Source organism: Clostridia bacterium (assembly GCA_017438525.1).
In the GTDB taxonomy this organism is placed as follows: domain Bacteria; phylum Bacillota; class Clostridia; order Oscillospirales; family RGIG8002; genus RGIG8002.
In genome coordinates this window covers 24,613-42,096 of record JAFRVI010000051.1, presented here as the reverse complement: position 1 = coordinate 42,096, position 17,484 = coordinate 24,613, and the positions used below count along the sequence as shown (strand labels likewise).

The 17,484-nt window shown below is 58.7% G+C and carries 6 protein-coding genes; 1 reads left to right on the top strand and 5 read right to left on the bottom strand.

Annotated elements, in window-relative coordinates:
- Positions 1–858: chaperonin GroEL (gene groEL, locus IJL83_05035; protein MBQ6552959.1), on the top strand; the 858-nt coding region annotated here is incomplete at its 5' end.
- Between the two features lie 158 nt (positions 859–1,016).
- Here groEL and IJL83_05030 read toward each other — a convergent pair.
- The 5 genes from IJL83_05030 to IJL83_05010 all read right to left on the bottom strand — a co-directional run bounded on the left by IJL83_05030 (position 1,017) and on the right by IJL83_05010 (position 17,002).
- On the bottom strand, positions 1,017–4,112 hold the full coding sequence (locus IJL83_05030) for a tyrosine-protein phosphatase (GenBank protein MBQ6552958.1): 3,096 nt from the start codon (positions 4,110–4,112) through the stop codon (positions 1,017–1,019).
- A gap of 135 nt (positions 4,113–4,247) precedes the next feature.
- The gene (locus IJL83_05025; protein MBQ6552957.1) at positions 4,248–6,671 is read right to left on the bottom strand and encodes a tyrosine-protein phosphatase; all 2,424 of its coding nucleotides are present in this window, start codon (positions 6,669–6,671) and stop codon (positions 4,248–4,250) included.
- 201 nt (positions 6,672–6,872) lie between these two features.
- Complete coding sequence (locus IJL83_05020) at positions 6,873–10,490, bottom strand: tyrosine-protein phosphatase (GenBank protein MBQ6552956.1); 3,618 nt, start codon at positions 10,488–10,490, stop codon at positions 6,873–6,875.
- 201 nt (positions 10,491–10,691) lie between these two features.
- Positions 10,692–13,586: a tyrosine-protein phosphatase gene (locus tag IJL83_05015; protein ID MBQ6552955.1), complete on the bottom strand. Its 2,895-nt coding sequence runs from the start codon at positions 13,584–13,586 to the stop codon at positions 10,692–10,694.
- Positions 13,587–13,669: 83 nt separating this feature from the next.
- Positions 13,670–17,002: a tyrosine-protein phosphatase gene (locus IJL83_05010; protein MBQ6552954.1), complete on the bottom strand. Its 3,333-nt coding sequence runs from the start codon at positions 17,000–17,002 to the stop codon at positions 13,670–13,672.
- Between the last annotated feature and the right edge of the window lie 482 nt (positions 17,003–17,484).

Below are 17,484 nucleotides of genomic sequence, written 5' to 3'. Positions count from 1 at the left end.
GCCACCCTGCTTGTCAACCGCCTGCGCGGCACCTTCGTCTGCGTCGCGGTCAAGGCCCCCGGCTTCGGCGATCGCCGCAAGGAGATGCACCGCGACATCGCCATCCTCACCGGCGGCGAAGTCATCACCTCCGACCTCGGCCTCGAGCTGAAGGACGCCACGCTCGATATGCTCGGCTCCGCCAGACAGGTCAAGGTCCAGAAGGAGAACACCATCATCATCGACGGCAGCGGCGACAAGGAAGCCATAGCCGCCAGAGTCGCGCAGATCCGCGCGCAGATCGAGGAGAGCACCTCCGACTTCGACCGCGAGAAGCTCCACGAGCGTCTCGCGAAGCTCGCCGGCGGCGTCGCCGTCATCAAGGCGGGCGCGGCCACCGAGACCGAGATGAAGGAGAAGAAGCTCCGCATCGAAGACGCGCTCGCGGCCACCAAGGCGGCCGTCGAGGAAGGCATAGTCGCCGGCGGCGGCATCGCCTTCGTCAACGCCATCCCCGCCGTCGAGGCGCTGCTGAAGACCGCGGAAGGCGACGAGAAGACGGGCGTACAGATCGTCCTCAAGGCGCTCGAAGCCCCGATCAGACAGATCGCGCTGAACGCCGGTATCGAGGGCTCCGTCATCCTGAGCAACATCGTCGGCAGCGGCAAGGTCGGCTACGGCTACGACGCGCAGAAGGGCGAATACGTCGATATGCTCAAGGCGGGCATCGTCGATCCTACCAAGGTATCCCGCTCCGCGCTGCAGAACGCTTCCAGCGTCGCGGCGATGGTGCTGACCACCGAGTCGCTTGTCGCGGACATCAAGGAGCCCGAACCTCCGATGCCCCAGGGCGGCGGAATGCCCGGCGGAATGTATTAAGCCGAAGCGACAGGATACAGGCGAATATAAATAAACGACCCCCGAATCTCTCGATTCGGGGGCTGTTTTTTATTCTGCGATACGATCGTTTCGGAGAAGCGGCGAAAGCTGCGCAGGATGATTACGCATCCTTGCGGTCGACCGCGTAAGGCGCGGAATCATACGAGCCCCGCGGCTTTCCGCAGGATGCGCAGCGCGTCGGAAACGGTTATCGCTCCGTCCTTGTCGACGTCCGCGGATCTGAACTCCGGTCCCTCGGGCTGAGTAAGCCCGATCGCCGCGCGCAGCGCCGCAAGCGCGTCCGCGACGGTGACTTCTCCGTCGCCGTCAACGTCGAAGAGGTTGGCGATTATCTCGATATCGAAAGACGCGGTAAAGCCGTTATACCTGACCGTCAGAGTCTGCGGGCCGAAGGCGGTGTTGTCGAAGCCGCTGACCATGTCGGCGGTAAGGTCTATCACTTCGCTGTCGCCGTCGCCGTAACTGACGGTGAGCTTTCCGCCCGCAAGGTCGAGCTCTTCCCTGCCTTCGACGTACGAAACCTTAGTCGGAGGCGTTACCTCGATGCCGGTAACGTCCGCGACGCGCTCGAGGAGGTTCGCCCGGATGGCGTCCATCTCGCCGTCGGTCAGTCCGACCGCGCGGAGGTATCCCTCGCAGCCCTGCTTCAGCGTTCCGCCGGGCGCGTAGTTGTCGATGAGCCACTTCGCCGTTTTCGTTATTCCTTCATAAGCGGTGATCGTGCGGCCCGTGCCGCCGGCGAACTCGGTCAGGAAGGTCATTTCGTAGTCTTTCAGAATATCGTCGAGCGAAACGCCGCAGATGCCGAGCAGGAACATCGCAAGAGTTCCGGTGCGGTCGCGGCCGTAGGTGCAGTGGAAGTACGCCGGGAAGTTATCCGCGTCGGTGAAGGCGCGAAGGGCGTTGACCGTTCCCTGAACGTAGACGCTCGTCAGGTCGGATATCGTCGTCTTCTCGGAGTTGTAGTACATCGCGCCGCCGTATTCGCCGGAGAGGTACCAGTTGACGTCCGGGCCGAGCGGAGAGCCGGTGTGCGAGCCCCTTCCGCGCAGGTCGACGTCGGTCTTTATGCCGAGGTCCGCGGCCGCCGCGATGCCGTCCGCGGTGACGCCCTCCATCTCCGCGCCGCGGTAGGCGACGCCGTATCTTATGCGGTATTTGCCGTCGATAGTCTTCCAGCCGCCGAGGTCGCGGGTGTTTGTAACGCCGTCTATGCTGAGGGTGCGGACGGTGTCGGCGGTGTAGAAAACGCCGCTGCTGACGCTTCCGCCGCCTTCGACCTGCCAGACGTACCAGGTATCGACAAGCAGGTTCTGAAGCGAAAGCTCCGTGCCCTGCACGGTATATTCCTTCGCGTTCGAGAAGTCCGCGTCCCCGGTTACGGGATCAACGTCGCTCGTCAGGCGCACGGTATAGGTCTCCTGCGGAGCGCGGCTGATCCAGCGCAGCACGACCGGGTCGCGTTCGTACGCGTCGGTGTGCGATCCCATTCCGAAGTAGATGCCGGAGTAGTCGTCCGACTTGCCGGGGTAGTAATCGTGAAGCAGCTCGTCTATCTGCCAGTTGCCGTTCGCGACGGTTTCGCCCTGCGTCGGGTAGAGCGCCATAAGCGCGTTATCCCCCATCGCGAGGTAATCGTCGAGCATTTGTAAATCATCGGGGGTAATTCCGCCGTCGCAGTTCATATCCGCAGCGTATGCGGCGGCGCCTTCGGCGGTACCGCCGAGGTCGCGTATAAGCGCGAGGTCGTCGGCGTTGACCTCGCCGTTGAGGTCGACGTCGCCCTTGAGAACGCCTGAATAGTCGGGCTCGACCTTTGCAATTTTCTCAACGGTCACGTTGTCGAATGCGTAAACCGTGCCCGCGTCGAGCGTGGCGAGGAACAGCGTTACCTGCGTCGTCCTGCCGGAGTTGAACTCGAAGGAGTGCTCCTCCCAGCCGTCCGTCGCGTTGCTGAAAACGCCGCTCGTGCCGTTTATCGCCTCGTAAACGTTCACGTCCTTCTGCACGCGGAGCTCGCCGCTGCCCGTGCCCTTGACGCGCTTCACCTGCGCGGTCACGCGGTAATCGCTCATGGAGTCGACGCGGATATACTGCTTAACAAAACCGTCGACCTTCATGGCGTAATTGCTGCCGCCGAAGCCGCCGGCAACGACGGACGACGTGCTGTTCGGCTGCCAGCCGTTCGGTATGCCCGCCTCGAAGTCGCCGTTGTTGAGGTAGCCCGCCTTGTCCGCCTCCGTCAGTTTGCGGAGAGTAATGTCGTCGTAGAGGCAGACGGACGCGGCGTCCTCGATATCCACGCGGATATTGATCGAAGTGTTGTCGCCGCTGTTGAAATCCCAGACGTGCCACACCCAGACGGGGGCGGCATATCTGTGCCACGGGCTCGTCTTGTTGAGCGTGGTGAGAGATGAGGCGGCGGAGTTGTTGCCCTTGGCGTTGAAATAGTGCGCGCCGGCGCCGGCTTCGCGCTTCACCCAGCCGGAGAGGCGGTAGTCCGTGTTCGGTTCGACGGTGACGTTCTGATTGATCTTAGACCACGCGCTGCCCGCGACTCTCGCGCAGTAGCCGCTGCCGTCGTGGCCGCCTTCAACCACGGAGCAGGTGTTCGCCTTGCTCCACGCGCCGAAGTCGCCGAGCTCGAAGTCGCCGTTGGAGATGAAGCCGTCGCTGCTCGGTTTAGGCAGCGGCTCAAGCTTGATATCATCATAGAGGAAAACGGAGTTGGCGTCTTCTATCGTAATACGCGGCTCAACGCTTGTGTAACTGCCGGAGTTGAACTCCCACTTGTGATACACCCAGTCGGAATCGGTATACTTGAAATACTGCTTCGTGCCGTTGATGGCGCTTATATTCGCGCCGTCGCTGCCCTTCGCGTAAAGGTAGTGAGCGCCGGTGCCGGAAACGCGCTTCACCCAGCCCGAGAGGCGGTAGTCCGTGTTCGGCTCGATCTGTACGCCCTGATAGATGCAGGACCATTGACTTCCCGCGACCTTCAACGCGTATCCGCTGCCGTCATGACCGCCGGAGACGACCTCCATATTTCCGTAAAGGATCGACCAGTTCGACATATTGCCGGTCTCAAAGTCACCGTTGTAGAGATAACCGTCGAAGCTCGGGTCAGCCGCGGACGCGATCAGCCCGAGCGGGAGTACGCCCGCGCAGGTAATAAGCATCACAAGCGCGAGAACGACCGCGAGAACGCGGCTGCCGATAAGTGTTTTTTTCATATTCAACGCCCTTTCCGCCGCGTCGACGCGGCGCGAGATTATTTGATGATTTGATTATAGCATTTCAACGCGAATAAATCAAGCGCAAAAAACGCGGCGCCCTCAAAATGAGGCGCCGCGAAGTCCGCTTTTCAGTTAAACTCCCGCCGCAATGCCTGCCGCGGTGCGAAGTATGCGGAGCGCATCCGATACCGTTATCGCGCCGTCGGCGTCGAGGTCCGCGGCGGCGAAGGATTCTTCGCCGATCTGCGCAAGTCCTACCGCCACGCGGAGCGCCGCGAGCGCGTCCGCGACCGTGACCTCGCCGTCGCCGTCGATATCACCGGCAAGCGTTTCTTCGCCGCCGACCGGCTCGAGCAGATTCGCGCGTACGGCCTCGATTTCAGCGGCGGTCAGTCCCGCCGCGCGCAGGTACGCTTCGCAGGACTCCTTCAGCGTGCCGCCGACGGCGTAATTCGCCGTCACCCAGTCTATCGTCTTATTGAGCGACGCCAACGCGGCGGCCGCGCTGCCTCCACCTCCGCCGAACTGCGAAAGGAAGGTCATTTCGTAATCCCTCTGTATATCAAGCTTGGAAACGCCGAGCATACCGAGCAGCAGGAACGCCAGCGTACCGGTGCGGTCGCGGCCGTAGCTGCAGTGGAAATACGCCGGGAACTTGCTCGTGTCCGCAAAAACCCGTATGGCGTTGAGAGTGCCTCTGACGTGTCCGCCCGTGAGGTTGGAAATCGAGCTTGATCTGTCGGTGTAATACATCGCGGCTCCGTTCGGGCCGACGTGGTACCACTCGGCGAGATTGCCGAGCGGAGCGGCGGTGCCCTCGCCGTCGGTGCGCAGGTCGACGTCCGTCTTCAGACCGAGGTCGAGTATCGCCTGCTTGCCTTCTTGTGTCACGTCGTCGAATTTCGCGCCGCGGAAGGCAACGTTATACTTGACTCTGTAAAGTCCGTCTTCGGTCAGCCAGCCGCCGATGTCGCGGGTGTTGGAAACGCCGTCGATCCGGAAGGTGCGCACGGTCTTAGCCGTATGGAAGGTTCCGACGGCGGAGCGCACTCCGGAGGTTTTAACCGCCCAATAGTAATCGGTATCGACGAGCAGGTTCTGTATCGAGAGCGACTCCTCCTGAACGACGTACTTCTTTGCGTTTTTCAGCTCACGGTTATCAGCGAGCAGAACGGTATAACTGCGCTGCGGAATCGCGGACATCCAGCGCAGGACAACCGCGTCGCGCATGTACTGGTCGTTGCGCGCGGCGATGTTGGAATACGAGTCAGACTTGCCCGGCTCGTAATCGTCGGCAAAAAGTTCTTCCACCTGCCATGAACCGCGCGCCACGGTCTCCCCTCTTATCGGATAGAGCGGTATCGCAGCCGTGTTCTCGGGATTCAGCGCGAGCTCGAGAAGTGCGAGGTCTTCCGCGGTCACGCTGCCGTCGTAGTCCATGTCAGCGGCGTAAGCGGCTTCGCCTTCCAGCGCGGTTTCGCCCGCGAGGTGCCGACGGAGCAGCGCGGCGTCGTTTTCGCCGAGTACGCCGTCAAGGTCGGCGTCGCCCTTGATTACTCCGCTGTAGTCGGGACCGGTGATCTCTTCAAGAGAAATATCGTCGTAATAGAAGCTCGCGCCGCTGTCAAGTATCTGCAGAAAAACGGTTATCTGAGTGGCGGGACCGCTGTTGAATTCGTAAACGTGCTCGAACCATTCGCGCTCGGTCTCGTCGATTATTCCGTCTGCGCCGTTCGCGAACCCGATGACCGTGTCGCCCCTGCGGACGGAAACCTGATTCCTGCCGCTGCCTCTTGAGCGCTTGGCGCAGACGGTAAGACGGTAGTCGGTCATACCTTTGACGCGGACGAACTGCCTTAAGGCGACGCCCGGATCGCCGAGCAGTCTGACGGAATAATCGCTCCCGTTCCTGCCGCCGGGATAGAAGGTCGAGGCGCCGTTGATCATCCAGCCGCCGGCGGCGCCGAGCTCGAAATCACCGTTGCTGATGCGGCCTTCGCCGCTGTCGGGGCCGAGCTCGTATATCTGCACATCGTCATAGAGGAAGACCGATTCGGGATCCTCGATGCTGATATAAAACTTCAGCGTAGTATTCGCGCCGCTGTTGAAATCCAGCACGTGCTGAATCCAGATGTCGCCGGTGTAAGCGAACCAGGTCTGCGTGCCGTTAATCTTTTCGCAGTTCTGGCCGCTCGTGCTCTGAGCGTAAAAGTGGTGGGCGCCGGTGCCGGCGACGCGCTTTACCCATCCGGAGATGCGGTAGGCGGTGTTCGCCTTTACGGTTATCGTCTGGTTGCAGTTCGCCCAGGCGGTTCCGGCAAAGCGCAGCGCGTAGGCGCTGCCGTCATGGCCTCCGGCGACGATCGTCGCGGATTTGCCGAGTGTCCATCCGCTCGCGGCGCCCGTCTCGAAGTCGCCGTTGTAGATGAAGCCGTCGAAGCTCGCGTTCGCGGCGGACGCGGTCAGCGCGGGCGGAACAACTCCCGCGCAGGTGATAACCACCGCAAGCGTGAGAATGACCGCAAGAACGCGGCCTCCGATGAATGCCTTTTTCATATTCAATGTTCCTTCCCCCGCGTCATTGACGCGGCGCGAGATCATTATATTATGATTATAACATTTCACGACCGATAAATCAATAAGGAAAAACGGCTGCCCTTGTTATTGAGTAATTACGGCAAAAAACGGCAGCTCCCTTTTAAAAAGGGAGCTGCCGAAAACCCATTATTCAGGCGAAAATGACAGCCCGTGTTCGTATTACGCGAGAGTGCTCGGATCAGCCAGCTTTGCGGCAACGCGGAGAATGCGCAGCACATCGGAAACGGTGATCTCACCATCGTGGTCAACGTCCGCAAGTGCGAACAGCGCCTCATCCTCAAACGTCGCGAGCTTCGCCGCGACGCGAAGCGCCATAAGCGCGTCGCTTACGCTTATTTCTCCGTCGCCGTCGATGTCGCCGGGGATGGCTTTCTTAATGACCGTCACGGTGAAGGCGTCCGTTTTTTCTCCGTACGTAACGGTGATGACGTGCTCGCCCACCGTGGATTCAAAGCCCTCGAGCGTGTACGCGTCTGCGGCGAGCACTTCGCTCGTTTTATTGTCATAGTACGCCGTCACTTCGATCCCGGTCGCGTCGAACTCCTCACCCTCAACGTATTCGAGCTTGTTCGGGAACGCGGTAACCTTGATGCTTTCGAGCGTCTTTGCGGCAACGTTCACCGTAAACGCGGTGGTCTTTCCGCCGTAGGAGACTGTTATAACGTGCTCGCCGACGGTGGATTCAAAGCCCTCGAGCGTATACGCGTCTGCGGCGAGCACTTCGCTCGTTTCGTTATCGTAATACGCCGTGATCTCAAGTCCGGCGGGATCGAACTCCTCGCCCTCGATATAGTCGAGCGTATCCGGCAGGCCGGTGATGTCTATGCGGGTGAGCGATTTCGCGGTTATCTCGATCTCAAAGGTCGCGGTGAACTCGCCGTAAGTGACCGTCAGTGTCTGAGGACCGACGACGGTGTTGTCGAAGCCGCTGACCATGTCCGCGGTGATGTCAATCTCTTCGAAGGAATCGTCGTCGTAATATACGGTCAGCTTTGCGCCGGTAACGTCGAACTCATCCTTGCCCTCGAGATAAGAGGTTTTGTCCGGAAGCATGGTGACCTCGATGCCGGTCGCTTCCGGCTCCTCGCCGACGCGCTCGAGCATATTGGCGCGGATCGCGGAGATCTCGTCGGCAGTAAGGCCCGCGGCGAGCAGATAGCCCTCGACCGCTTCCTTGAGCGTTCCTTCGGGAGCGTATGTCTCCTGCAGCCAGTCCATCGTATTGATAAGCAGTCTGGTGTGGCCGCTGGCGCTGAGGTTGCCGCCACCCCACTCGGAAAGGAAGGTCATCTCGTAATCGGCGAGGATGTCGTTCCTGCCGACGCCGAGCAGACCGAGCAGCATAAGGCCGAGCGTGCCGGTACGGTCGCGGCCGTAGCTGCAGTGGAAATACGCCGGGAACTTGGTCGAATCGGCGTAAACGCGGACAGCGTTGATTGTGCCCGCGACGTAGGAGCTCGTCAGATCGCTGATCGTGCTGGCTTCGGTGGAATAATACATCGCCGCGCCGTTGTGACCGGCAAGGAACCATTCGACTCCGATATCGGCGAGCGGCGCCTGGACGCCCTCGTTATGGGTGCGCAGGTCAACGTCGGTCTTTATGCCGAGGTCGGTTATCGCCTGCTTGCCTTCTTCTGTCACGTCGTCGAACTTCGCGCCGCGGAACGCGACGTTATACTTGACTCTGTAAAGTCCGTCTTCGGTCAGCCAGCCGCCGAGATCGCGGGTGTTGGAAACGCCCTCGATCCAGAAGGTGCGGACCGTCTTGGCGGTGTGGAAGGTGCCGACTTCGGAGCGCTTACCGTTGAGGTCGATCGCCCAGTAATAATCGGTGTCTACCATCAGATTCTGTATCGAAAGGGTCTTTTCGGAAGAGCCGTCGGTCTGGATGAGGTATCTCTTGGCGTTCTCGAGCTTGTAGTTATCGGCGACCAGAACGTTGTAGCTGCGTGCGCCGCCCTCGTTCGCCTTCCAGCGCAGGACGACCGGATCGCGCATATACTGATCCTTGCGCGAGCCGAGGCCGGAGTAGCTGTCCGACTTGCCGGGAGTATAATCAACGAGGAGCTCTTCGATCTGCCACGAGCCCTTAGCGACGGTCTCGCCGTTTATCGGATAGAGCGGTACGGCGGAAGCTTCGCCGCTGATAAAGCTGCGCAGCATCGCAAGGTCTGTCTCGGTTATCTCGCCGTCGCAATCCATATCGGCGGCGTAGGCGGCGGCGTCTTCGAGCGTCGTTTCGCCCGCGATGTGCTGCTCGATGAGCGTGGCGTCCTCATTCGTCAGCTCGCCGTCGAGGTCGACGTCGCCCTTGAGCACGTCGCTGTAATCCGGACCGGTGAGCTTTTCGAGCTTCACGTCGTCATAGAGGAAGACGGTTCCGGGATCGGTTACCTGAAGGAATATCGTCACCTGTGTCGCCGCGGTGCTGTTGAATTCATAGACGTATTCCGTCCATTCGTCTCCGCCGTTGACGATACCTTCGGTGCCGTTTATCGGCTCGAGCACCGTATCGCCCTTCTGAGCGAAGATCGCGTGCGCACCGGTACCGGAAAGGCGCTTGGCGTAAACGGTCAGGCGGAAATCGGTCATGCCTTCGACGATGATCGCCTGTCTGGCGTTCTGACCGGCGGAGCCGGCGAGTTTCAGCGCGTAGTCGCTGTCGTTCCTGCCGCCCTCGATGATGGCGGAGGCGCTGTTGATCACCCAGCCGCTGCCGACGCCGGTCTCGAAATCGCCGTTGGTGATATAGCCGTCGGTATTCGCAGTCGCGAGTTTCTCGAGCGTTATGTCGTCATAGAGGAAGACGGACGCCGGATCCTCGATCATCATATAGAGTTTTATCGTGCTGAACGCGCCGCTGTTGAATTCCCATATGTGCTGTGTCCATTCCTGATTGGCATACGTGAACCACTGATGGCAGTCGTTGAGCACAGACAGTTTTTCATTGCCGGGGCCCTGCGCGTAGAGATAATGCGCACCGGTCCCTGCTTCACGCTTGACCCAGCCGGAAAGACGGTAGTCCGTATTCGGCTCGACGGTGATCTCCTGCTTTATGTGCTCCCACTGTTTATCAGGTGCGCTTGCGGCAAGGCGTGCGCAGTAGTCGCTGCCGTCGTGGCCGCCGGCAACGATGGAAGCGGCGGCGGGAAGAGTCCATGGCGCGGCGTCGCCCGTTTCAAAGTCGCCGTTGTAGATATAACCGTCGAAGGAGGGTTTCGGCAGCGCCTTGAGAGTTATGTCGTCATAAAGGAAGACGTCATCCGCTGTTGAATTTTTAAAGTAAATACCAACAGTTGTCAGCGTTCCGCTGTTAAACTCAAAAACGTGCTTCACCCATTCATCACTGGTATAATTGAACCACTGCTTTGTGCCGTTTATACCGGGGCGAATGTTATTGGTGTCATTCGGATCGTAGATGTAAATATTGTGTGAACTCGTTCCGGCAACGCGTTTGACCCAGAAGGTCACGCGGTAATCGGTGTCGGGCTGAATGTTGACTTTCTGATAAAAGTACGACCACGCGTTGGAAGATTGAAAGCGAACGGCGTATCCGCTGCCGTTATGGCCGCCGGTAACGATAGACGATCCGCTGTTCAGTTTCCACGGACTTGCCGTGCCCGTTTCAAAGTCACCGTTGTAGATGTAGCCGTCAAAGCTCGGGTCCGCCGCGGACGCGGTGATCCCCAGCGGGAGAACTCCCGCGAAGGAAAGGACCATCGCAAGCGTCAGAACTACCGCGAGCAAGCGGCTGCCGATAAACGTTTTCTTCATCATAGTGCATTCTCCTTCCTTAACAGCGCCGCATATAAACACAGCGCAAATCTTCATAATATATTTTACCATTTTTCACGCTTGCAGTCAAGGTGTAAATATGAGGATTTTTGCCTACTTTATTCTTGCATTCAGCCGAAAAATTGCGGCCCCCTCAAAAGAAGGGACCGCAATAAATACATCTATCGGCGAAAGATCTTTCACTCAGGACGTCAGTTTCGAAAGACCCGCGGCTACGCGCAGTATCGCAAGCGCGTCCGCGACGGTGATATGCCCGTCGCCGTCCGCGTCGCCTATCGCGATCGCTTCTGGCGTTTCTTCCGCCAGCTTCGCGGCTATGCGCAGCGCCGCGAGCGCGTCCGCGACGGTGATCTCGCCGTCGCCGTCGAAGTCGTAGCGCATCGCTCCGCTTATTACGGTCACGGTAAAGTTATCGGTAAACTCTCCCACGGTAACCGTTATCGTGTGTTCGCCTGCCGCCGATTCATAGCCGGATATCTCATAAGCGTCGGCGGAAAGCACTTCCTGCGTATCGTTGTCGTAATACGCCGTGACCTCCAGACCGGCCGGGTCGAACTCCTCACCCGCGGCGTATTCGCGCTTCTCAGGCAGGGACGTTATCTCTATCCGAATCACGCTCTTAGGCGTTATTTCGACCTCGTAGGTAGTCGTCGCTCCCATATACTCAACCGTCAGCGTCTGAGGCCCGACGATCGTATTATCAAAGCCGCTGACCATGGACTTATCCATCCATATTTCCTCGGTGACGCCGACGTTGTAACGCACGGTTATCTTGCCGCCGATGACGTTGAGCTTCGTCTTGCCCTCGAGGAAGGAAAGCTTGCGAGGCAGCGTCGTGACTTCTATCGAGTCCGCCTTGAGCGGCGAGCCGTCCGCCGCTTCAAGCAGGTTCTTGCGTATCGCCGTTATCTCGTCCGCCTTGAGACCTGCGGCGAGAAGGTACTTCTCCGTAGATTCCTTGAGGGAATCCGCGGGATAGGTTTCCATTATCCAGTCCAGCGTTTTTGTGGCCGATTCATCGGCTCTTATCGTCTGATTCTGCTCGCCCACATATGAAAGGAAGGTCATTTCATAATCCTTCACTATATCGTAATACGAAACGCCGAGCATACCGAGCAGCAGGAATCCTACCGTGCCGGTGCGGTCGCGGCCGTAGGCGCAATGGAAGCACGCCGGCAGATTCGCGGCGTTGGTGAATACGCGAAGCGCGGCGAGCGAGCCCTGGGTGTGCGAACCCTTGAGGTTGCTTATGCTGTTGCCTCCGGTCGTGTAGTACATCGCCGTGCCGTCCGGACCCGCGCGGAGCCAGGCCACGTCGTCGCCGAGCGGGGCGACGACTCCTTCGCCGTCGGCGCGCAGGTCGATATCCGTCTTCAGACCGATATCCGCGACAGCGGCTCTGCCCGCGCCGGTTATGTGATCGAAGTGCGCGCTGCGGAACGCAACGTCGTATCTCACTCTCGCAAGGCCGTCCTCTGTCGGCCATCCGCCGAGGTCGCGGCTGTTGGTGACTCCGTCGATATAGAAGGTGCGGACGGTCTTCGCGGTATGGAATACGCCGCCGGCATATTCCCCGCCCCCTTCTATCATCCAGTAGTAGTCCGTATCGACAAGCAGATTCTGTATACTCAGCTCGGTGCCCCGGGCGACGTACGATTTCGCGTTAGTGAAGTCGGGCACGCCGGTCTCGGGATCGACCTCGTGAGTAAGCAGAACGGTGTAACTCTTCTTTCCCGAACTGCTTATCCAACGCAGCGTGACCGGATCGCGCGCATACTGGTTGGTGTGAGTTCCCATGCCGAAGTAGATGCCGGAATAGTCGTCCGACTTGCCGGGATAGTAGTCGTGAAGCAGCTCGTCTATCTGCCAGTTGCCGTGCGCGACGGTTTCGCCCCGCGTCGGGTAAAGCGCCATGATCGCGTTGTCCCCCATCGCGAGGTAATCGTCGAGCATTTGCAGATCGTCGGGAGTAATACTGCCGTCGCAGTTCATATCCGCGGCGTAGGCGGCGGCGCCTTCGGCGGTACCGCCGAGCTCACGGATAAGCTCAAGGTCGGCGGCGTTGACCTCGCCGTTAAGGTCGACGTCGCCCTTCATGACGCCGGAGTAGTCGGGAGCGGGGTTGTTTATCTTTTTCACGGTCACGTTGTCGTAAAGGTAGACAGTTCCCGCGTCGAGCGCCGCGAGGAAAAGCGCAACCTGCGTCGTCTTGCCGGAGTTGAACTCGAAGGAGCGTTCCTCCCAGCCGTCCGTCGCGTTGCTGAAAACGCCGCTCGTGCCGTTTATCGCCTCGTAGACGTTCGTGCCTTTCTGCACGCGGATCTCGTGGCTGCCCGTGCCGCTGACGCGCTTCGCCATTACGGTGACGCGGTAGTCGCTCATTGAGTCGACGCGGATGTACTGCTTGACGAGGCCGTCGACCCGCATAGCGTAGCTGCTGTTATAACCGCCGGCGACTACGGAGGAGTTTCCGCTCGGCTGCCAGCCGTTCGGGATGCCGGCTTCAAAGTTGCCGTTCGTGAGATAGCCGGCCTTGTCGGAGTTCGTCAGCTTGCGGAGGTTTATATCGTCGTATAAGCATACCGACGCCGCGTCTTCGATTTCTATGCGGACGTTGATCTGCGTATTATCCCCGCTGTTGAAATCCCATATGAACCAGTACCAGTCCGGCGTCACGTATCTGTGCCACGGGTTGGTATTATTCAGCGTTTCAAGCGTGCCGCCGCTGAGGCCTTTCGCGTAAAAGTAATGCGCGCCGACGCCCGCTTCGCGTTTCACCCAACCGGACAGACGGTAGTCGGTGTTCGGTTCGACGGTCACGTCCTGATACGCCTTCGAATACGCGGCTCCGGCGACTCTGACGCAGTAGCCGCTGCCGTCGTGTCCGCCGGCGACGATCGAATAGGTACCCGCCATATTCCACGCTCCGGCTTCTCCGGTCTCGAAGTCGCCGTTACAGATATAGCCGTCGAAGCTCGCCGTCTCCGCCGCGGCAGGCAGTACGCCGATAAACGATACCGCCAGCGCAAGAGCCAGAATAAGCGCCGGCAAACGTCTGCCGAGAATTGTTTTTTTCATATTGTCTGCTCCTTTCCCGTATCGCCTCGTCAGCGAAAAAACACCGTAGCATCGCCTCGGTGTTCAGCGGTGCCGTATCGTGATCAAAGCGTATCCGCAAGTTTCGCGGCTACGCGCAGTATCGCAAGCGCGTCCGCGACGGTGATATGCCCGTCGCCGTCCGCGTCGCCTATCGCGATCGCCCGCGGAGTTTCTTCCGCCAGCTTCGCGGCTATGCGCAGCGCCGCGAGCGCGTCCGCGACGGTGATTTCGCCGTCGCCGTCCAAATCGCCGCGTATAAAGCCGCTGACAACGGTCACGTTAAAGCTGTCGGTAAACTCTCCCACGGTAATCGTTATCGTGTGTTCGCCTACCGTCGATTCATAGCCGGATATCTCATAAGCGTCGGCGGAAAGCACTTCCTGCGCATCGTTGTCGTAATACGCCGTGACCTCCAGACCCGCCGGGTCAAACTCCTCACCCTCGGTGTATTCGCGCTTCTCAGGCAGAGCGGTGATCTCTATCCGAGTCATTGTCTTTCCCTTGACCTCAACGTCGAACTGCGCGGTAAATCCGGCATATGTGACCGTCAACGTCTGATCGCCGGCGGCGTTTCTGTCGAAACCGCTTACCATATCTATGCTCATCTTCACCTCTTTGACCGCGCCGTCGCTGAATGTAACGGCAAGCTTGCCGCCGTTGAGATCGAGCAGATCTCCCTCGGTGTATTCGGTCTTATCGGGCTCGGAGGCGATCTCCATTCCGGTAACGGCGGCTTCCTCGGGAACGGGCTCGAGCATATTCGCGCGGATCGCGGCGATCTCGTCGGCGGAAAGTCCGGCGGCGAGCACGTATGCCTCAATCGATTCCTGAAGCGTTCCGCCCTGCGCATAGTTCGTCTGAATCCAGCTTATCGTTCTGTTGAGCAGCGAGACGTGCCCCTCGGCGCTGAGTCCGCCGCCGCCCCATTCGGAGAGGAAGGTCATCTCGTAATCCTTCTGTATGTCGGTCTTGGAAACGCCGAGAAGGCCGAGCAGAAGCAGGCCGAGCGTGCCGGTGCGGTCGCGGCCGTAGCTGCAGTGGAAATAGGCGGGGTAGTTCGCGGGGTCCGCGTAGGCGCGGAGCGCGTTTATAATGCCGTTGACGTGGTTGCTGCCGATGCGCTCGATGCTCGTCGAATCGGTGCCGTTATACATCGCGCAGCCGTAATATCCGGCGAGGTACCATGTGACGCCGAGTTTCTTGAGCGGCTCGTTGACGCCCTCGTTGTTGCCGCGCAGGTCGACGTCGGTCTTTATGCCGAGGTCGATTATCGCCTGCTTGCCCGCTTCGGTGAAGTCATCGAACTTCGCGCCGCGGTAGGCGATCCCGTACTTCACGCGCTGAGTGCCGTCAACAGTCTTCCAGCCGCCGATGTCTCGGGTGTTGGAAACGCCCTCGATCCAGAGTGTGCGGACGGTATCGGCGGTGTGGAAGGTACCGACCTCGGAGCGCGCTCCGTCGACTTCCACCGCCCAGTAGTAGTCGGTGTTTACCAAAAGGTTCTGTATGGAAAGCGTCGGCTCGGTGACGTTATACTCCTTCGCGCCGATCAGCTCCGGGTTATCCGCGAGCAGCACGGTGTATCCGGACGCTTCGCCGGCGAACATCCAGTGCAGTACGACCGTATCTCGCATATACTGATCCGGACGGCTGCCGATGCCGGAGTATTCATCCGACTTGCCGGGTCTGTAATTCGTGAGCAGCTCGTCTATCTGCCAGGAAGCGTTCGCAACGGTCTCGCCGCGCGCGGGCGTAAGCAGCACCGCCGACGCGGAGCCGCTGCCGAGGTAAACGCGCAGCAGAGAAGCATCGTCTTCATTGACCTTGCCGTCATAGTTCATATCGGCGGCGTATTCCGCGGCGCCTTCAAGCTCCGTATCACCTTTAATCGCGCGCTCCGCAAGGGCAAGGTCGGTTTCGTCAATAACTCCGTCGAGCGTTACGTCGCCCTTGAGCACGTCGCTGTAATCGACAGCTCCGATCTTTTCAAGAGTTATGTCGTCATAAATAAATACTGCGCTCGCGGCATCGACATGAAGACAAATAGTTATCACAGCCGTTCTGCCGCTGTTGAACTCTATGCTTTGTTCGTGCCACTTTCTGTCGGTGAAGGTAATCTTTCCGTCGGTGCCGTTGATATTCTCCAGAACGGAGTCGCCCTTTTTGGCGAGAATACTGTGCGCACCCCTGCCGCTGATTCGTTTGATGCGAACGGTAAGGCGGTAATCGGTGAGCCCCTCCACCTTTACGTTCTGCGTTACGGCCGTCCCGGCGCTGCCGCCTACCTTCAGCGCGTAGCCGCTGTTGTATCCGCCGGGTACGATAGTGCTGCCGTCGTTGAGATCCCAGCCGCCCGCGCTGCCTGTTTCAAGGTCGCCGTTCGTGATATAGCCGTCGAAGCTCGCGGTGCAAAGCTTTTCAAGCGTTATGTCGTCATAAAGGAAGACGGAGTTGGGGTCTTCTACGGTCATGTATATTTTTATGTACGAAAACGTGCCGCTGTTGAACTCCCAGACGTGCTCCACCCATTCGGTAGTCGTCTGGTTGAACCACTGCTTCGTTCCGTTTATCGCGGAGATGTTTCCGCCGTTCTGATCCTTTGCGTAAAGATAGTGCGCGCCGGTGCCGGAAACGCGCTTCACCCAGCCGGTGAGGCGGTAGTCCGTGTGCGGCTCGACCTCTACGTTCTGTGACGCCGAGCTCCATTGACCGCCCTCCATTCTGAAGGCGTAATCGCTCCCGTTACGGCCGCCGGCAACGACGCCCGCAGGGCTTTTTATGCTCCATGGATTGTAGTCGCCGGTCTCAAAGTTGCCGTTGTAGATGTAACCGTCAAAGCTCGACGGCAGGAGCTCTTTTATGGAAATATCGTCGTAAAGAAAGACCGAGTCGGGATCTTCTATAACCATATCAATGTTGATAGTGGTGAAGCTGCCGCTGTTGAATTCCCACTTGTGCATAACCCAGTCGGAATCCATATAGGTGAAATACTGCCGCGTTCCGTTGATCGCGGGAATGCTCTTGTCGCCTTCGCCCTTCGCGTAGAGATAGTGCGCGCCGGTGCCGGAAACGCGCTTCACCCAGCCGGTGATACGGTAGTCGGTGTTCGGACTGACCGAAATCTGCTGCTTGACGTGAGTCCACTTTGCACCCGCGACCTTCAGCGCGTATGCGCTGCCGTCACGGCCGCCCGCGACGATTTCCGAGTTGCCGCCGAGTATCCACGGGCTCGCCGTGCCGGTCTCGAAACCGGCGTTCACTATGACGGGGGCGTCCGCAGTTTCGGCGCACGCGGTCAGACCCGCGGGAAGAACTCCCAAACATGAGAGTATAAGCGTCAGTGTGAGCAGAAACGAGATTGCTCTGCTTGCTGACAATAATCCGTTCTTTTTCATAACATTTCCCTCCCTGCGTCACAAGGACGCGCTTTGATCCAGAATTAAGACAACTGTTTCACCACAGTTTTATACAATTAATTATAGCATTAAACGCGTCCGCGGTCAACATGTCAATTGTAACGATTTTTGCCGTTTTATTCCTGTTTAAAAAACCAGAAAAAGTCTGTTTTTGCAACGGTAACCACCTCCTGTTTTTACAAGGTGTTTTACGGACGGCGTTTCCTTTAAAAAAGTCAGAAAAAACACTATTATGAACAATATTCATATGAATATAACTAATATAAGTATTATTCATATGCTATACAATCCGCTTAAATAAAGAGATTGTCTGAGTTTACAATTTTTACGCCTGAAAATCGGCAATTTTGCGTTTCGGAGCATGATTTTTGCGTTTTCCGGCGCAAAAACGCTTTGCTTCAGATCTCCTTCGGCAAAAACAAAATAAAAAAACGCTCCTTGAGAAGCGTTTACGGAGTTTC